Origin of the sequence: Methanofollis tationis (assembly GCF_013377755.1) — an archaeon.
Lineage (GTDB): Archaea > Halobacteriota > Methanomicrobia > Methanomicrobiales > Methanofollaceae > Methanofollis > Methanofollis tationis.
In genome coordinates this window covers 1,093,912-1,111,045 of record NZ_JABXWR010000001.1, presented here as the reverse complement: position 1 = coordinate 1,111,045, position 17,134 = coordinate 1,093,912, and the positions used below count along the sequence as shown (strand labels likewise).

General features: G+C 63.1%; 15 protein-coding genes and 1 tRNA gene. 8 read left to right on the top strand and 8 right to left on the bottom strand.

The features are described from left to right. Positions 1-96: 96 nt before the first annotated feature. Positions 97-3,156, top strand: a complete 3,060-nt coding sequence (locus tag HWN36_RS05735; protein WP_176788480.1) for a PAS domain S-box protein — start codon at positions 97-99, stop codon at positions 3,154-3,156. On the opposite strand, the gene mptA is transcribed toward HWN36_RS05735, so the two are convergent. Next, the gene (mptA, locus tag HWN36_RS05730) at positions 3,153-4,088 is read right to left on the bottom strand and encodes a GTP cyclohydrolase MptA (protein WP_176788479.1); all 936 of its coding nucleotides are present in this window, start codon (positions 4,086-4,088) and stop codon (positions 3,153-3,155) included. The two genes, HWN36_RS05735 and mptA, sit on opposite strands and share 4 nt — an antisense overlap. 143 nt (positions 4,089-4,231) lie before the next feature. On the opposite strand from mptA, the gene ilvC reads away from it, so the two are divergent. Both ilvC and HWN36_RS05720 read left to right on the top strand, forming a co-directional pair. After that, entirely contained in the window at positions 4,232-5,224 is a 993-nt protein-coding gene (ilvC, locus tag HWN36_RS05725; protein WP_176788478.1) for a ketol-acid reductoisomerase, read from the top strand. 66 nt (positions 5,225-5,290) lie between these two features. Then, a complete protein-coding gene (locus HWN36_RS05720; protein WP_176788477.1) occupies positions 5,291-5,773 on the top strand; it encodes a flavodoxin family protein in 483 nt (160 codons plus the stop codon). On the opposite strand, the gene purL is transcribed toward HWN36_RS05720, so the two are convergent. Continuing rightward, positions 5,751-7,823 (bottom strand): phosphoribosylformylglycinamidine synthase subunit PurL, encoded by a 2,073-nt coding sequence (gene purL / locus HWN36_RS05715; RefSeq protein WP_176789583.1) that lies wholly within the window; start codon positions 7,821-7,823, stop codon positions 5,751-5,753. The two genes, HWN36_RS05720 and purL, sit on opposite strands and share 23 nt — an antisense overlap. 94 nt (positions 7,824-7,917) lie before the next feature. On the opposite strand from purL, the gene HWN36_RS05710 reads away from it, so the two are divergent. Beyond that, positions 7,918-8,529 (top strand): translation initiation factor IF-2 subunit beta, encoded by a 612-nt coding sequence (locus HWN36_RS05710; RefSeq protein WP_176788476.1) that lies wholly within the window; start codon positions 7,918-7,920, stop codon positions 8,527-8,529. 391 nt (positions 8,530-8,920) lie between these two features. Here the strand turns inward: HWN36_RS05710 and HWN36_RS05705 are convergent, their stop codons facing one another. Then, positions 8,921-9,199, bottom strand: coding sequence for a DNA-directed RNA polymerase subunit L (locus HWN36_RS05705; protein ID WP_176788475.1), 279 nt, complete (start codon positions 9,197-9,199; stop codon positions 8,921-8,923). Positions 9,200-9,347: 148 nt separating this feature from the next. On the opposite strand from HWN36_RS05705, the gene HWN36_RS05700 reads away from it, so the two are divergent. Continuing rightward, positions 9,348-10,616 (top strand): APC family permease, encoded by a 1,269-nt coding sequence (locus HWN36_RS05700; RefSeq protein ID WP_176788474.1) that lies wholly within the window; start codon positions 9,348-9,350, stop codon positions 10,614-10,616. Between the two features lies 1 nt (position 10,617). Here the strand turns inward: HWN36_RS05700 and HWN36_RS05695 are convergent, their stop codons facing one another. The 4 genes from HWN36_RS05695 to HWN36_RS05680 are packed head-to-tail and all read right to left on the bottom strand — an operon-like array spanning position 10,618 to position 14,676. Further along, positions 10,618-11,337 (bottom strand): MBL fold metallo-hydrolase, encoded by a 720-nt coding sequence (locus HWN36_RS05695; RefSeq protein ID WP_176788473.1) that lies wholly within the window; start codon positions 11,335-11,337, stop codon positions 10,618-10,620. A 1-nt stretch (position 11,338) separates the two neighbouring features. Beyond that, positions 11,339-12,628 carry an ATP-binding protein gene (locus HWN36_RS05690; RefSeq protein WP_176788472.1) on the bottom strand — a complete coding sequence of 430 codons (1,290 nt, stop codon included), beginning with the start codon at positions 12,626-12,628 and terminating at the stop codon, positions 11,339-11,341. A 39-nt stretch (positions 12,629-12,667) separates the two neighbouring features. Then, positions 12,668-13,549, bottom strand: a complete 882-nt coding sequence (gene map, locus HWN36_RS05685; protein WP_176788471.1) for a type II methionyl aminopeptidase — start codon at positions 13,547-13,549, stop codon at positions 12,668-12,670. Further along, positions 13,546-14,676 carry a M24 family metallopeptidase gene (locus tag HWN36_RS05680; RefSeq protein ID WP_176788470.1) on the bottom strand — a complete coding sequence of 377 codons (1,131 nt, stop codon included), beginning with the start codon at positions 14,674-14,676 and terminating at the stop codon, positions 13,546-13,548. The genes map and HWN36_RS05680 overlap by 4 nt, the downstream gene beginning before the upstream one ends. A gap of 90 nt (positions 14,677-14,766) precedes the next feature. On the opposite strand from HWN36_RS05680, the gene HWN36_RS05675 reads away from it, so the two are divergent. The 3 genes from HWN36_RS05675 (at position 14,767) to HWN36_RS05665 (ending at position 15,429) form a co-directional block, all read left to right on the top strand. Next, a complete protein-coding gene (locus HWN36_RS05675) occupies positions 14,767-15,024 on the top strand; it encodes a hypothetical protein (RefSeq protein ID WP_176788469.1) in 258 nt (85 codons plus the stop codon). Beyond that, a complete protein-coding gene (locus HWN36_RS05670; RefSeq protein WP_176788468.1) occupies positions 15,017-15,316 on the top strand; it encodes a hypothetical protein in 300 nt (99 codons plus the stop codon). Before HWN36_RS05675 ends, HWN36_RS05670 begins: the two co-directional genes overlap by 8 nt. Positions 15,317-15,356: 40 nt before the next feature. Further along, a tRNA-Asn gene (locus HWN36_RS05665) sits at positions 15,357-15,429 on the top strand. A 478-nt stretch (positions 15,430-15,907) separates the two neighbouring features. Here the strand turns inward: HWN36_RS05665 and HWN36_RS05660 are convergent. Beyond that, the gene (locus HWN36_RS05660) at positions 15,908-17,035 is read right to left on the bottom strand and encodes an IS256 family transposase (protein WP_176787296.1); all 1,128 of its coding nucleotides are present in this window, start codon (positions 17,033-17,035) and stop codon (positions 15,908-15,910) included. Between the last annotated feature and the right edge of the window lie 99 nt (positions 17,036-17,134).

Sequence of the window (17,134 nt, the reverse complement as noted above, 5' to 3'; positions counted from 1 at the left end):
GGGATCTTCCCCCTCTTCTGGGTGGTCTTATCAGGCGCCTTAGCATCTCCGTGAAGGGGATACTTTTATCGGTTTATTATTATACTTTCATCCTGTATGTGCGGGGGCGAGGCAGACCATATCGCGAAGATCAGGGCGATCATCAGGCACAACCCGAAAGGATTGAGCATCTCTGAAATCGCGCGAAAAGCGCACCTGAACCGGAACTCTGTCGCAAAATACCTCCAGGTCCTCCTGGCCTCGGGCGAGGCCGAGCTCAGGACCATCGGCGCCGCCAGAGTGTATACGCCATCTCACCGCCTCCCGGTCTCCGCCCTGCTGGAGTCCTCGAACGACCTGATCGCCGTCCTCGACCGGGACGGGGCGGTGATCCAGGTCAACACCCCGTTTCTTGCGTTCTCCGGACTGTCCAGGGAAGAGATCCCGGGCGCCGGCCCCCCTGATCTCCCGCTCCTCTCGGCCCCGGCGCTCAGGTCGGTCCTGGCCGATCCCCCGGCCGAAGAGATCGTGATCCCCGAGATCGCATGGGAGAACGGGGCGGTCTTCCGGGCGAAAATTCTTCCGACCCGTTTTGAGCACGGGGGGCACGGGACGACGGTGATCCTGGAGGAGATCACCGGGGAGAAGAGGGCGTGGGAGACCTGCACCATCCTCGCCTCGATCGTCGAGTCCACCGACGACGCCATCATCGGAAAAGACCTTGACGGAATCGTCATCTCCTGGAATCCGGCGGCAGAGGCCCTCTACGGCTATACGGCAGAGGAGATGATCGGGCAGACCTTAGACCGCATCGTCCCGCCGGACCTGGGCGCAGAGGTGGCGGCGATCGTGGAGGAGGTCAGGCAGGGCCTCCCGGTCAGGCATATCGAGACGACCAGGGTCCGCAGGGACGGGAGCGAGGTCACGGTCGCCCTGACCGTCTCCCCGATCCGCGGCGAGGACGGGGCGGTGATCGGCGCCTCGACGATCGCCCGGGACATCAGCGCCCTGAAGAGGGTGGAGGCGGAGAAAGAGCGGCACCTCAAAAACATGGCGTTTCTCTCCGGGACGGCGACGGCCTTTGTCAGGACGGACGACGACGATCTCTACCGTTATATCGCGGAGAAGACCAGGGAACTCGTGCCCGGCGCCCTCGTTGCGATCGCCTCGTACGACCCGGTGAACAATACCCTGACCGCAGAGGAGGTGGCCGCTTCGCCGCACGACCTCGAGGTGATGGCCGGGTATCTCTGCACCTCGCCGGTCGGGATCACCGTCCCGTTCCTCGACGAGTACCGGGACAATTTTAAGGAACCCGGTCTTGCGCCGGGCCCGCCGCTCTACACCATCCTGATGCACGCCGTGCCTGAAGAGACCTGCAGGCAAATCGAGGAGGACCTTGGCCTCAACGGGAGCTTCTATGCCCCAATCATCTCGAATGGCCGGTACCTGGGCAGCGTGCTCATCATCCTGAAGAAGGGGACCGTGGTCGAGGACCCTACCCTGATCGAGACGTTCATCGACGGGGCGGCGGTCGCAATCCAGCGCCGGAATGCCCTCCTGAGCCTCAAGAGGGGCGAGAAACAGGCAAAAGAACTGCTCAACGCCACCCACGACCTTGCGATCCTCACCGATGCCGGCGGCCGGGTGCTCGACCTCAACGAGGAAGCCGCCCGGTTTCTCGGGCGGTCTGAAGAAGACCTGATCGGGTGCTCGCTCGGGGAGGTCCTGCCCGGGGTGGATGCACCGGAGGGGGAGGCGCATGCGCGCTTCGAGGTCTCGATAGCAGGGCGGGTCTTTGACGTATCTGTTGCGGCGGTGATGGACGAGCGATCCCCTTCTCCGAGATCGGCGGTCTTTCTCAGGGATATCACGGCAGAACGTGAGGCAGAGGGCCGGCTCAGGCGGATGAACCGGCATCTTGCCGAGATCATCGAGTTCCTCCCCGACGCCACCTTCACCATCGACGCGGACGGGAGGGTGACCGCCTGGAACCGGGCGATGGAAGACCTCACCGGCGTCTCGAAGGAGGAGATGATCGGGAGAGGGGACTACCAGTACGCCGTTCCCTTCTACGGCGTAGAGCGGGAGATCCTCATCGATCTCATCGACAGAGAGGGCGACGACCTTCCCCCGTACCTCAGCATCGACCGCACCCGGCACGCCGTCATCGGGGGCGCGTACTGCCCCTCCATCGCCGGGGGAAAAGGGGCATATCTCTGGGGCAAGGCGACGGCGCTCTTCGACGAGGACGGAAACCGGGTCGGTGCGATAGAGTCGATCCGGGATGTCACCCGCATGGTCAGTGCGGAGGAAGCGCTCAAACAGAGCGAGGCGAAGTACCGGGACCTCGTCGAGAACGCCAACTCGGTGATCCTCACCCTCGACACCGAAGGGCGGATCACCTTTTTCAACCGGTTTGCAGAGGCTTTTTTCGGCTACACGCGGGACGAGGTGCTTGGAAAGAGCGTTCTCGGCCTGATCGTCCCGGAGACGGATTCTGCCGGTCGGGACCTCAGGTTCATGATCGCCGCTCTCTGTGCAAGGCCGGATCGATTCGGGAACGTCGAGAACGAGAACGTCACCCGGGACGGAACGCCGGTCTGGATCTCGTGGACGAACCGCGCGATATACGGGGATGGCGGCGAGATCGTCGGCGTCACCTGCGTCGGCAACGATATTTCGGCCCGCAAGCAGATGGAAGAGGAGCTGAAAGCGGCGCAGCAGAACCTCGAGGCGACGGTGCGGCGCCAGACTGCCGACCTGCTTTTTGCGAACACCTCGCTCAGGGAAGAGATCGGCGGGCATATCCGGGCGCAGGAAGCGCTGGAGAAGAGCAGGAACACCCTCTGGCTGATGCTGGAGGTGATCGCCGACTGCATCTTTGTGGCCGGCGCCAGCGGCGAGGTCAGGGCGGTGAGGACGCCGGGCGAGGCCCTGCGGGGCGTGCCGGTCGAGGCGATCCTTGCGGGTGCCCTTTCCGGCGAACAGAGAGAGCAGGTGTTTGCAGAAGGGAGGCCGGTCAGGCAGGAGATCAGGCTCGCCTCGTTCGGGCGGGAGATCGCTCTCGACACCTGGCTGATACCGGTGCCTGACTGGGATGGAAAAGGGCCGGCGATCGTCGGCGTCGCCCGTGACGTTGTCACGGACGGGAAAAAAGAAGGGGAGGGGCGTTAATCGCCGTTTAACTCGGCGATCAGTTCGGCCAGCGTCGCCTTGCGCTCGGCATAGGCGTCGTGCTGGTGGATGCTCTCCTCGTTGGTCTGGCGGATCAGGACCAGGGAGTCGCCAGGGAGGGACCCGAACTCGCCGACGACCCTCCGGGCCATCTCGCGCACGCAGTCCTCGACGAAACGGGGGTTGCGGTGGGCCTGCATCACGACATAGTTCTCGTCGCCGCGCTTTAAGAGTTCGTAGATCTGGGCGCTCATCGAGTTCTTCAGGACGTCGATGATCGCCTCTAACGAGACGTGCTGGTCGTCGTCGGTCTCGATGCAGAGGAAGCCGCGGCCGCGCTGGTTGTGGGTGGCCATCGGCACCTCCTCGAAGAACGCCGTGATCTTCTCCGCCTCGATCCCGAGGTTTTCCATCACGCGGACGGCGTGGTCCTTGACGATGTCCTGGGCGCAGGGGCAGGCGGTCATGCCGGTGACCTCGGCGCCGATGCTCTTCCTGATGATCGGCTGGTGCCCGGTCCTCATGGCGATGGCGCGGGCATGGACCTTCACCACCTCGTGGCACTTCGTCCTGGAGACCGGGGTGTCCCGACGGACCATGAACTCGCTGCGCATCTGGACCTCGGTCCGGTCGGCGTACTCGTGGTGGTCGAGGAGTTTGCGTGCAACGACGCTGCAGAGTTCCTCGATCTCGGTGACCTGACCGTTGATCGCCTCCTGCAGCACCTCGTCGATCACCTCGAAGTTCCGTGAAAGATTGGCACCCTTCAGGCTCCCCGGCAGATCGACGTAGACGTCAAAATTGGAGATGAAGATAACCGGGCGCTTTCCTGGACGGCTGACTTCTACAAGCTTCTTCACGTTTTTAACGCCGACCCTTGTCAGGTTGATGCGAACATCAGGGATGGTCGACTGAACATCTGGAAGTTCCATTCTTGTAAACCTCGAATTACTGGAGATAATTGCACGAAATCGCGGCGTAGACCGGGACATTCAGGGGCGCCGAAATTATAGTGCTTTTTAGGTACCCCCTATAATTATTTATGAACTTCGTTCTCACCATATGGTGGTACAGTATGGTCGAGAAATACTTTGATGCCGACGCGGATATGAGCGTGCTGGCTGGAAAGAAGATCGCGGTCGTCGGCTACGGGTCGCAGGGACGGGGTCAGGCCCTGAACCTCAAGGACTCCGGCCTCGACGTGATCATCGGGGTCAGGCCCGGCAGGAGCTGGGAGGCCGCGATAAAGGACGGGTTTGAAGTCTACCAGGTGGCCGATGCCGCCAAGATGGCGGACATCATTCAGGTCCTTCTTCCAGACGAGGACCAGGCCGCTATCTATCAGGCGTCCATCAGGCAGGGGCTCTCCGCAGGAAAGACCCTGATGTTCTCGCACGGATTCAACATCCACTACGGCCAGATTGTGCCGCCGCCTGACGTGAACGTCGTGATGGTCGCCCCGAAGGGGCCGGGCCACATGGTGAGGAGGATGTACGAGGAGGGCAAGGGCGTCCCGGCGCTCATCGCCATCGAGCAGGACGCGAGCGGTCAGGCAAAGGCGGTCGCCCTCGCCTATGCGAAGGGCATCGGGGCGACGAGGGCGGCGGTCTTCGAGACCTCGTTTAAGGAGGAGACCGAGACCGATCTCTTCGGCGAGCAGGCGGTGCTCTGTGGCGGGTGCACGGCGCTGGTCAGGGCCGGGTTCGAGACCCTGGTCGCAAACGGCTACGCGCCCGAGATGGCCTACCTCGAAGTGCTGCACGAGCTGAAGCTGATCGTCGACCTCATCTACGAGGGCGGGTTTACGAAGATGCGCGACTCGATCTCGAACACCGCGCAGTACGGCGACCTCACCCGCGGCCCGCGGGTGATCGGCCCCGAGTCATATGCGGCGATGCAGGAGATCCTGGAGGAGATCCAGGACGGCCGGTTCGCAAAGGAGTGGATCCTCGAGAACATGACCCGCCGCCCGGTCTTCACCGCCCTCACCCGCGCCGACGAGGAGCACGAGATCGAGGAGGTCGGCGCCGAGATCCGGGCGCTGATGCCGCAGTTCCAGAAAAAATAACTCTCTTTTTTCAGGGCGGGTCCTGCCGCCAGAACGCCCTTATGGGTGTGCGTATATCTCTCCTGTATGCGAGCCTGCATTGTCTATTACTCGGCCACGGGAAACACGCGTGCGCTGGCCGAAGCGGCCGCCGGACTTTCCGGGGCCGATATCGTCGAGGTGAAGGACGAGGAGGACTACTCGAAGGTGATGATGTACCTCAAAGGGGCGCCCAGGGCGCGCCGGGGGGAGGCGGCCAGGATCGAGCCCGCGGCGATCGATGTCGGGGGGTATGACCTGATCGCCGTCGGCACCCCGGTCTGGGCGTTCAGGCCGACGCCGGCGGCAAATGCGATCGTCGCCGCCCTCCAGAACTGCGCGGGGAAACGGGCGGTCGCCTTTGCGACGAGCGGGGGTGCGCCGGGCGATACCGTGGGGGTGCTGAAGGCGCGGATGGAGGAGCGGGGCATGAAGGTCGTCGGCACCTTCCATGCGAGCGATAAAGAGGTAAAAAGCGGTGAGGGCGCCGACGCCCTCGCCCGCCTGATCAGTAGCGCATCAGGCGCGTGATCGAGGAGAGGGAGAACTCGATCTCCTCGGGGGAGAGGACGACCGTCTCATCCCCGACGGCGATCCTGAGCCCCTCCCCGCCGGCCGTGCCGATCACGGTGTGGGGGAGGCCGGCAAGGTCGGCCTCGTTTTTGACGGCGACCAGGAAGCGGCCATAGGTCTCGGAGAAGAGGGCGGTGACCGGGTCGCCGGAAAGCCGCACCTCTGCGTCGGGAGAGAGTTTTGCAAGGGCGACGAGCAGCCCGCCCTTCGAGAGGTCGGTGACGCCGGAGAAGCGGTCGGCCGCCACCCGCTCGCGGATAAGGGGGAGCAGGGAGGGGTCGGCGATCGCCGGGGCCGCACCGCCGCACCCGGTCACGGCGTCCAGGACCGACCCGCCGAGGTGCTCGCCGGTCTCGCCGACGAGGGCCAGGATGTCGCCGGCCGCCGCTTTCGTCCAGCAGCGCACCGGGCCTTTTCCTGCCATACCGATCGAGGGCGTCGGCTTGATCTCGGTCCCGTACTCGTCGGATTCGTTGTACAGGGAGACGTTCCCGCCGACGACCGGGGTGGCCAGGATGCGCGCCATGTCGCCGAGGCCCAGGACGGCCTGCTCCATATCGTGGAAGACCTCGGGGTGGAGGGGGCTGGCGAAGTTCAGGCAGTTGACGATGCAGAGGGGTTCGGCGCCGACGCAGGCGAGGTTGGCGGCGTTCTCGTAGACGGCGTTTGCGGCGTTCGCATACGGGGCGAGGGCGATGTGGCGCGGGTTGCAGCCGCAGGAGAGGACCAGGGCGGCGTCTTCGAGGCGCAGCACGGCGGCGTCGTGCGAGAGGGATACGGTGCGCACCTGGACGTCGTGATCGTACTGTTCGGTGATCCAGATCTTCGAGGCGATGTCGGGGTGGGAGAGGACGGCCAGGGCGAGCGCCTTTGTGTCGCCGGACGGGCGGGTGTAGGTGGTGTCGACGGTTCGCGGCGCCTGTGGAAGGGCGCACCGCGGCGTCCCGCCGACCAGGAGGTCGATGGGAAGGTCGCAGACGGTCTCCCCTGCAAACTCCACGATATAGCGCGGCTCGGCGATCACCTCACCGATCTCGCTCCAGCCGAGGTCGTACTTCGCGGCGATCGCACCCATCAGGGCGACGTCTTCTGCTGCCACCTCGATGAGCATGCGCTCCTGCGACTCGGCGAGCATGATCTCGACGGCGTTCATCCCGGTCTCCCTGAGGTGGACGCGGTCGGCGACGATCCTGGCCCCGAAGGTGCTCGCCATCTCCGAGGAGGCCCCGGCAAGCCCGGCGGCCCCGAGGTCGCGGCAGGAAAGCACTTTTCCGGTCTCTGCCATCTCCATCATCGCTTCGATCAGGAGTTTTTCGGTGAAGGGGTCGCCGACCTGGACGCTCGGGCGGTCTTCGGCCTCGGATTCCTCGGAAAGGTCCCGCGAGGCGAACGACGCCCCGCCGAGCCCGTCCCTGCCGGTGGAGGATCCGAAGAGGACGAGCCTGGTGCCCGGCGTCTTCACCCGCGCCGTCAGAAAGCGCTCCGGATCGACGACGCCCACGCAGACGACGTTCACCAGGGGGTTGCCCTGGTACGAGGGGTCGAAGACGGTCTCGCCGCGCACCACGGGTACGCCGATGCAGTTGCCGTAGTCGCCGATCCCGGCCACCACGTGTTCGAGGAGGTAGCGGGTCTTCTCGGCGGCGAGCGAGCCGAAGTACAGGGGGTCCATCAGGGCGATCGGGCGGGAGCCCATCGATATGACGTCGCGGACGATCCCGCCGACCCCGGTGGCCGCCCCGTCGTACGGGTCCACGTACGAGGGGTGGTTGTGGCTCTCCATCCCGATGGCGAGGGCGAGCGAGTCGGAATACCGCACGATGGCGGCGTCGTCGCCAGGGCCGAGGATGACGTTTTCTCCCTCGGTCGGGAGGGTCTTCAGGAGCGAGCGGGTGGAGCGGTACGAGCAGTGTTCGCTCCAGAGGTTCTCAAAGCAGGCGGCCTCCACGTCGGTGAGGTCGCGGCCCAGTGTTCCGGTGATGAAGGCGAGGTCCTCGGCAGACAGCATGTACACACAGATGGGTTTCGCGCGCCTTTATATTCATCTCACTCCCCGGAGGGGCACATATTCCTTTTATCCGATCCCCACCATAGTATATATCATGGCAGATCCTTACGAAGAGTTGCTGAAAAAAGCATATTCCAATATCACCGAGATCAGCGACTCCGCCGAGCGTTTCCATATCCCTGAGGGGAAGATCTATCAGGAGGGCAAGACGACGGTCCTCGAAAACTTCACCGAGATTGCGGAGTACATCAGGCGCGAACCCGACCACCTGATGAAGTTCCTCCTCGGCGAACTGGGGACGGCCGGAAAAGTCGAGGGAAACCGCGCCGTCTTCAACGGCAAGTTCGAGCCGGCGGTGATCACCTCGTCGGTCAAGAAATACGTCGAGGACTATGTGATCTGCTCTGAGTGCGGACGGCCGGACACCCGCCTCGTGAAGGACGACCGGGTGCTGATCCTCCGCTGCGAAGCATGCGGCGGGCACAGACCGGTGAGAAAGCGCCGCGCCAAGGCAGACGACGGGGCCCCGAAGCTTGAAGAGGGAGCGATCCTGGACGTCAAGATCGAGTCGATCTCCAAGCGCGGCGACGGTGTGGTGAAGATGGGGAAATATATCATGTACGTCACCAATGCCCGTCCCGGACAGGTGGTAAAGGTGAAGATCGCCCGGATATCGGGCTCTATCATCTTCACCGAGCGGGCTTAGAGCCGGGGTTTTCTTCCCGGAACTTGCGTCTTCTTTTTTTCCTGGATACGGGAATATACGTCCCCGGATGGATCCGGTGGGGGTGTGGTTGATTGGTGAGCCGTGGCGGGGGGCCTGCCGCCCCCCGGCCCCCCCGCCGGTTGCGATTGAGGGGAGATGGGTGTGGCCCTTATGGCTCATGTGCTGCTTTTTCCCTGCCGGATCGTGGGTGGGGAGGATGTAGCCCTGTTATGATCCACTGTTGCCCTTCCCGGAGACGATCGGGTGGGGCAGGACGAAGAGATCGATGGGATTGTCGGAAAATAGGCAGGTATCGGACGAATTTTCGGGAGAGCCCTGGGCTTCTTAAAGCGGCGACGGGAAAAGAGTTTCAGGGCCAGGAGAGGCCCTTTTATGCGGTCTTTGCGGCCCTGACCTGCTCGATGAGGTCGTCGCACTGGGCGGTGATGCGGGCGCAGGCCTCCCTGATCACCAGGAACGGATCTTTTTCGCCTTTTGTCGTGACGAGAAGTTCGGGATCGGAAAACTGGAATTTTATGACGTATTTTGCCACATCGACCGCGGGATCACTGAGGATCTCCTCGGTGAGGGCGTTCATGAAGGTGTGTCCCTGACCCTTCAGGACCATCCGCACTTTGTCCCCTTCGCGCTCAAGGATCTTGATATCCATGTAGAGATAGGTGGTGGGCAGAAGAGTATATAGATATGGGTACCGGGATCGGTCGGGAAATCCCCGGCCGTGGTGGCCCGTTTGACTCCGGGACGCCCCGGCGTCGGGCGGGTCAATCCCTATATATCCGGGCGGCGTTTCTCTTCTCATGACAGCGGAGGGAGGGCTCAGGCGGGAGCTCGGGCTTGCCGGGGTGACGGTCTCGGGTATCGGCATCATCCTCGGTGCCGGGATCTACGCCCTGCTCGGCGAGGCGACCGGCCTGGCCGGAAACGCCGTCTGGCTCTCTTTCGGGATCGCCGCCGTCATGGCGGCCTGCACCGCCCTCTCGTACGCCGAACTCTCCTCGATGTTCCCGCGTGCGGCCGCGGAGTATGCCTATGTCTCCGAGGCGTTCGGCCGGAAGGCCGCCTTTGTGGTCGGGTGGCTGATCCTTGCGAGCGGCGTGCTTTCCACGGCGACGGTGGCGCTGGGTTTTGGCGGCTACGTCGCCGGGGCCACCCCCCTGCCGATCGTCCCGGCCGCCCTGATCCTCATCGCCGGGCTCTGTGCCCTCGCCGTCCTGGGTATCCGGGAGACCGCCCTGTTTGCGATCGCCATGACCCTGGTCGAGGCCGGGGGGATCGTCTTTGTGATCCTGATCGGCCTGCCCCACCTCGGCTCGGTCGACTATTTCGTGATGCCGAACGGGGTTTCGGGGGTGTTCAAAGGCGCCGCCCTCGTCTTCTTCGCCTTCATGGGCTTTGAGGAGATGGTGAAACTCGCCGAAGAGACAAAAGACCCGGAACGGACGATCCCGAAAGCCGTGCTCCTCGCCCTTGCGATCGCCGTCGCCCTGTACATGCTCGTCACGGTGAGCGCCGTCTCGGTGCTCGGGTGGGAGCGGCTTGCCGCATCGAGCGCCCCCTTCGCCGAGATCGCCGGGGCGGTCCTCGGGGAGCAGGCCTTCGCCGTGATCACCCTGGTCGCCCTCTTTGCGACGGCGAACACCGCTCTTCTCCTCCTGGTCGCCGCCTCGCGCCTCGCGTACGGGATGGCGGCGGCCGGATCGCTCCCGGCGGCGCTCGGGCGCGTCCACGGCCGGTTCGGGACGCCGTGGGTTGCGGTGGCGGCGGCCGGTGCGATCTCCGCCGGTTTCCTCTTTGCAGGAAACATCGCCTATGTCGCAAACGCCACCAACGTCGCCCTCTTCCTCACCTTCCTGACGATCAACGCCGTGGTGATCGTGCTGCGGTTCAGGGAGCCCGATACGCCCAGGCCGTTTCTGGTGCCGGGTGCGGCCCTGGGCGTCCCGCTCGTCCCGGTGCTCGGGATCCTCTTCTCGGTGTTTCTCCTCTTCCAGCTCGAGGCGGCCGTTCTCGCCCTCGGGGGGGCGCTCCTCGTCTCCGGCGCCGTGATCGCCGTGTTCAGGGGATGACTCAGAGGTCGAAGGTCTCCATGTCCATGGCGAGGTGGGGCGTGTCCCAGGGCATGAGGTGGCTTGTATGGGTGCAGCGGAACTCCCGGGGGTGCAGTTCGGCGGCGAGGGCGACGGCGTCGGCGTAGTTCATGTGCTTCGAGATCGTGTAGCCCCGCGGGGCGATGGCGTCGAGCACCAGGAGGTCGGCGCCGGAGAGCACCTTTTTGCTCCGCTCCGCGACGGAGGCGTTGGTGTCCGAGGTGAGGGCGAGGACGGCGCCTTCGTGCTCGATCCTGACGCCGAAGGTCGGCATGTGCGGGTGGTTCACCGGGACCAGGGTGACCGAGGCGCCGAAGAGGTCGAAGGGGCAGTACGGGCTGACGGCGTTTGACTCGAAGCGGAGAAAAGAGAAGATCGAGCTGGCATAGTCGAGGGTCGGTTCGGCTGCATAGACCGGGGGGATCCGCTGCACCCGGTAAAACTCCCCGAACCCCATGAAGTGGTCGTAATGGCCGTGCGTCCAGATGACGGCGTCGATCTGCGGCGCACCGGCGGCGATGAGCTGGGCCCGCAGGTCAGGGCCCGAATCGACCAGGACATTTTTGTCCCCGATCTCGACCAGGGTCGCCGACCTGAGGCGCTGGCGTCCGGCGAGGCGGGCCTCGGTGCAGACCGGGCAGGTGCACCCGATCTTCGGCGTCCCGATGGCGTCCCCGGTGCCGAGGAGGGTGACCTTCATCTTATCCCCACGAGCAGGTGCGGATCAGGCTCCTGTTCGCGACCGAGGCGAGGGCCCGGTCGATGTCGGTCTGGGAGACGACCCTTCGGCCGTCCATTAAGGCCGAGATCACCGCTTCCTTGACGGCCATGCGGAGGTCGGCGCCTGAAAAGCCCTCTGAACGGGCTGCCGCCTCTGCAAGGTCGCCCGTGCACTCGAGGGAGAGGACGAACTTTCTCAGGATCGTCTCGCGCATCGCCTCGTCCGGGAGGACGAACTCGACGACCTCGTCGAAGCGCCGCCATGCCGCTTCGTCCAGGAGCTGGGGGTGGTTTGTCGCCCCGATCAGGAGGACGCCGTTTTTGATCAGGCTGATCTTGTCGATGTTCTTGAGGAGCATGTTCACGGCGCGTTTCATCGCCCCGTGGTCGTCTGAGACCCGGCTTTTTGCCACGAAGTCGAACTCGTCGATGAAGAGGACGCACGGGGAGAGGTGCTTTGCCAGGTCGAAGATCCGGTCGATGTTCTTGGAGGTCTCGCCGAGGTACTGCGAGGTGACCATCGAGAGGCGGACCTCGAGGAGGGGCATGCCGAGGTTATTGGCGAGGGCAAGGGCCAGCGAGGTCTTGCCCGTGCCGGGCGGGCCGACGAAGAGGAGTTTTCCGACCTCGGAGATGTTGTGCTCCCTGAGGAAGTCGCGGTTCTCGATCGCCGTCCTGATCCGTGCGATCATCCCGGTCTGGTCCTCGGTGCAGACGAGGCCGTCCATCTGCTGCTCGATCTCGGCCGGGGCCGAGATGATCACGAGGTCCATCGCCTCCTTGAGCGCCTCGTCACGCGCCAGGATCTGCGCGACCCGCTGGTCGAGGGCGGTTCTCGAATCGGCGAACCTGGGGTTTCTCGCCCGCACGTTCGCATAGTCGATCCCGAGCGAGTCGTAGCCCCCGATGAAATGGGCGAGGGCCGGGTTTTTCTCCACCAGATCCCGTCCGCCGTGGCCGACGAACCACTCGGCCGCTGCCTGAAGGTCGGTGACGTGGTACTGGAGATTTAAGGTGTCGAACTCAACGAACGGGTTTTTCAAGAGGTTTTTTACGGCCTCGTCGGACTGCACGCCCACCCGCTTCAGAAACCCGTCGGTAACGAGGACCGGCCGTTTTACCTCGGACGCCTCGGGCCCTGCGAGGAAGAGGCTCCGGTGCCGGGGGGTAAGGTCGTCCAGGTCCAGACGGGGGGTGCGGTTGAACACCTCGGCCGTCAGGATGACCTCCATCAGCCGGATGACGTCGTCTCTGCTCTCTGCACTCGACATGGATGTAACATCTTCTATTGTCGGTCTGCTCCGATAATACTATCCATGGTGCGTCGTCACGATGCAGCCGTCGGCGGTGACGATGAGGGTGTGCTCGGCCTGGGAGACGAAGGAGCCGGCCACGTCGTGGAGGACCGGGTAGCCGTAGAGGACGCCGCTCTTCAACAGGGTTGAGAGGGCGATCTCGACCTTCTCCTGCGGGAGCCAGCGGCGGGAGAAGGGCATGCCGCGCCGTTCCCTGATCTCCCCGAGGATGCGCTTTGCCGAGGGGAGGCGCACCGGCTTTATGGCGATCTGCTGGTAGATCTCGGTCCGCATCCGGTCGCTCACCCGCCCGCTGCCGGTGGTGGCGAAGGGCTCGATGGCGATCGCCATCCCCTCTTCGAGGACGGCGCCGCCGGCGATCCCGACGTTCGGGATCGTGGGGGCGGTGTGGATCTGGTACGGGGCGAGGCCGTGGCCGGTGAGGTTTGCGACCGGGAGAAAGCCCCGGCCCTCGATCTCGGCCTGGATGGCGGCCCCGAGTTCGCTGGCGGTGACGCCCGGGCGCACGAGGGCGATGGCACGGTCGAGGGCGGCGGCCGAGGCGGCGACGAGGGCGTCGTGCCCGCTGAGGTCCACCGAGAGGGCGGTGTCGGCGATCCGGCCGTCGATGGCGACGCCGAGGTCGAGTTTGATCAGGTCGCCGGCCGAAAAGGTCCGCTCGTCGCCGGCCGAGGCGGTGTCGTGGGCGGCGTCTTCGTTGAAGGAGAGGTTTAAGGGGAAGGCGATCTCGGCCCCGGCCTCCAGGATCATCGCTTCGATCCCGTCTACGACCTCGAGCACCGATCTGCCGGGCTTCACCATTGCCGCCCCGGCGTGCAGGGTTCTTGCGGCAATGCGCCCTGCTTCGAGGTACTGCTCTAGTTCTTCGTCTTTCATAGGATCAGGTCTCTGGTGTAATCGGTGTAACAGTCAAATCCCCCGGCGGTGACAGCGCCCATGTCCTCGATCCGCACCCCGCCGATCCCGGCGTAGTAGAGGCCGGGCTCGACGGTGACGACGTTGCCGGCGGCCAGGGGGCCGCCCGAGGGGGAGAGGGATGGGGCTTCGTGAATCTCGAGCCCGACGCCGTGGCCGAGGCTGTGGACGAACCCCTGCGCCCCGCTCTCGTAGCCCTGGTCGTCGAAGTGTTTGACGACGGCGGCATGGAGGTCGGCGCCCGGGACGCCGGCGCGGATGAGGGATTTGCCGAGGGTCTGCGCCTCCAGGACCGAGCGGTGCATATCCGCAATCTCGGGGGAGGGTTCGCCCTTCACGACGGTCCTGGACATGTCGGCGTAGTAGCCGGTCTCTTCGTGCTGCGGGAAGAGGTCGATGACGATCGGTTCGTCGGGCCTGAGAGGGCCGGCGCCCTGCCGGTGGGGCATCGCCGACTCCTCCCCGCAGGCGACGATCGTCTCGCGGGCGATATAGCCCTGCCCCATCAGCGAGGTGTGCATCGTCGCCTTCACCCGTTCTGAGGTGAGGGCCTCGCCGTCGAGGACGAGGACTCCGCCTTTTGCGGAGGAGCGGCGGATCATGGCGATCCCGAGGTCCATCGCCGCCGCCGTCGCCCGTTGCGCCGCCCTGATGGCGGCGAGTTCGTGCGAGGTCTTGACGGCCCGCATCGCTCCGACTGCCCCATTGGTATCGACGACGACCTCGCCGTAACCTTCGAGGAGGCGGCCGAGGCGGTACGGGAGGGTGCCCGGGACGAGCACCGGCCCGCCTGCGAGGGCGGCGGCGGTGTGCGCCAGCGCCTTCCAGGGCTCTTTGTCCTCGTCCAGGTATGCAAGGTAGCCTGACTCTGCCCTGGTCACCGGCACTGCCGCCGCTTCGGCCGCCGCGCGGGCGTACTCCATCTGCGGGACGACGAGTCCGGGCTCTTGCCCGAGGCGCTTCACGTACAGGAGGGGGTCGGAGACCTGGAACTGCGTGAGGTACCTGAAGTCCGCGTCCTTTGATGAGGCATAGGCCACGTAGGCGGCGCATCCGGCGGCAGATATCGCATCGTCCAGTCTTTTCATAACCCGCTCCCGGCGGACCGGGCCCGCCATTCTGTATACCTATTGCGGGGATACCACAAGTACTTAATCACACAAATGCAACTACGAGTGATGGAGGACGCAGATAAACAGGTCTTCAAGTGGAAGTTCGGCAGACTGGCAATCATCTTGAACATCATCATCATCTTCGTCGCCCTTGCCATAGGTCTTTACTTCAAGGCACCGCAGCCGTACGGCCCTGTCATTGCAGGGGTGCTCATCCTCGCCGATATCCCCCTGATCTGGTATTTCCGGAAGGACTATTACCGGACGAAGGCATGGCTGGACGTCCACGCCACCCCTCCGGAGAAGAAAGAGGACCATGCTTGAGAAACTGAAGACCGAGATTGAACTGGTCGCCCGCCACCTGGAGGTGCTGCGGGTGGTGGCCGCCCACCAGCCGATCGGGATCATGAAACTCGCCGAGGTGCTGGGGCTGCCGTACCACCGCGTCCGCTACTCCCTGCGGGTGCTCGAAGGGATGGGGTATATCAGGGCCTCGCCCGCGGGGGCGGTGGCGACCGAGCGCGCCCTCGCCTTCCTCGACCATCTCGACGACGATCTCGACGCCATGATCGCACTTCTCGAAGGGATGCGGAGGCCCATCTCCCATAACATTTAATAGGAGCGACAAGATAGGTATTAAGGCACAACGTTGCGTTGCCGCCATAACTCAGTTGGTAGAGTGGCTGGCTGTTAACCAGCATGCCACAGGTTCGAGTCCTGTTGGCGGCGTTCTTTCATTTTTGTTCGACCGTTCTGCTCCGAAGATTTTCTATCTCCCTTCAAAAAAATCTCTCGTCCCCTTTATATCGTGCTTCCGGGCCGTGTGCACGATGAATGCAGGTCCGTTCAGGTGATCTTCGCCGCCCCCTCTTTCAGCACTGCCCGCTCTCCCGGCGGGTGAAGAGGGGGAGTAGAAGAAAAATGTATACACTGATTGATGGTATGTATGTGTGTAGCGAGTACGTCCTTCCCGAAAAGGATGAGGCCACCGTAAGGTGGGTGGGACGAAGTAGGGAAGGGTTCGCTGCCTTTTTTATGATCCATTGAGGTAGTCATCCCGGCTCTGTGATTCTGATCATGGATCATGGGTTCTGCCGTCGCCCCTCTGATGCCGGGGAGCCGCATCGGCTATAGAATCTACGGGGGGTACCTGTCGGTAGTGTTTCAGATCTTCTGTAATTCGTCTGAGCCCTGTCTCCTTGTTTGATCATTCCCCCTCCATCGTCAAATATCTTCTGCCGGTCACCCACTCCTCATTGATGTCCATCAGGATGGATCCTGCCAGCCTGAGGAGTGACTCTTCATTGGGAAAGGCCCCTACAACTTTGGTTCTCCGTTTCAGTTCCTTGTTGACTCTTTCCATCATGTTCGTCGTTCGGATCCGCTTTGCGTGCTCTTTCGGGAACGCCGTGTAACTCATAAGTCCCGGGATGAATCTCTCGATCGTATTGGCCGCTTTCCGATATCCTCGTTCGTTCAGATCGTCTGCAAGCTCCTGCAGTCTCTCCTCGTCCCCATATGCCTCCTTCAAGGACTCAGCAACTTCTTTCTGATGTTTCCGTGGAATATTCTTTAAAACCGCCCGGGTGCAATGGACCGAGCACATCTGCCACGATGCGCCGAGGAAGGTGGCTTCCGCCGCCTTCTGGATCCCGGCATGACCATCTGAGACAACCATCTTGACACCCACCAATCCTCGTTCTTTGAGGTCTTCGAACAATCCCGACCAGAACATCTCATTTTCACAATCAGTGATTCTAGCTCCCAGGATTTCCCGGTAGCCATCCATTCGAACACCGGCGATCACCAGAAGAGCTTTGGTGATGTAGCGTGGTCCCTCTCTGACTTTGTAGTACGAAGCATCCACAAAGAGATAGGGAATCTCCTGTTCAATCGGCCTCTGAAGGAATGCATGGACCTGTTCATCGAGGTCCTTTGCTATCCTGGATACTGAAGCAGGAGAGAGTTGTTCGATGCCAAAATGAGCAACAATCTCCTGGATCCGGCGGGTTGAGACTCCCTGAAGGTAGGATTCAAAGATAGCATTCTCAAGAGCCTTCTCAACCCGGGAATAGCGTCCAAATACCTGTGTTTCGAAGGGGAACTCTCGGAATTGTGGTTTCTGGAGGATCGTTTCTCCATATCGGGTTTTTAGAGAGCGCTTCTTGTAGCCGTTTCGGTGAGCCTTCCGCGCATCGGTTCGTTCATACTGCTCGGCTCCCGCCTGGTGGAGGGCTTCGAGCAGCATCACCTGGTTGAGGAACCAGGTGATGAGGGTCTTCATGCCATTCTCATTATCGGAAAGATAATCTTCGATTAACGCTAAGGGATCCATGGCCCTGTTTCTCCTTTGTCCAAATCTAGGTTGGATTCAGGGCCAAATTATTTTTACAGAAAATTCGTTACACTATCTGAGTGCCGGGAGGCCCCATCC